This window comes from Phytopseudomonas dryadis, from assembly GCF_004327355.1.
Classification (GTDB): domain Bacteria; phylum Pseudomonadota; class Gammaproteobacteria; order Pseudomonadales; family Pseudomonadaceae; genus Aquipseudomonas; species Aquipseudomonas dryadis.
Genome location: NZ_QJUM01000079.1, coordinates 1 through 543, shown reverse-complemented (window position 1 = coordinate 543; position 543 = coordinate 1). Strand labels below are relative to the sequence as shown.

The following is a 543-nucleotide window of genomic DNA, read 5'->3' as shown; positions in this document are numbered from 1 at the left end:
CTAGGTTCTGTACGAAAAGTCGATATGAGTAGAATAGCCGCCATGATTGGCTGGAGGCCCACATGGCAAGGCGCTACGAACTCCCAGACGCAGCATGGGATTTGATCAAAGATCTGCTTTCCCCGGAACAGAAGATGGGCCGACCTCGCAGAGATGATCGGCTGATGCTCAATGGCATCTTCTGGGTTCTTTGCTCCGGAGCTGCTTGGCGCGATCTTCCGGAGCGTTTCGGCCCATGGTCGACGGCGTATCAACGGTTTCGTGACTGGCGAGACGACGGCACGTTTGAGCGGGTTCTTGAGCGATTGCACATCCGGTTGAATCAGGAGGGTCTGATTGATCTGGACACGTGGATGATTGACTCCACCGCAGTGCGCGCAACCCGAGCCTCCTCAGGCGCCGGGAAAAAGGGGGGCCAGAAGAACCGCTAGATCATGCCTTGGGGCGCAGCCGTGGTGGCCTGACCACCAAGATTCACCTGATCTGCGACGCCAATGGAGTTCCCCTGCGCTTCATGTTGTCGCCGGGGCAAGCCAGCGATAT

At 57.8% G+C, this 543-nt stretch carries 1 pseudogene; it reads left to right on the top strand.

Annotation, left to right across the window (positions count from 1 at the left end):
• Window positions 1–62: 62 nt before the first annotated feature.
• A pseudogene (locus tag DNK34_RS25295) lies at window positions 63–543 on the top strand (IS5 family transposase); the annotation flags it as partial.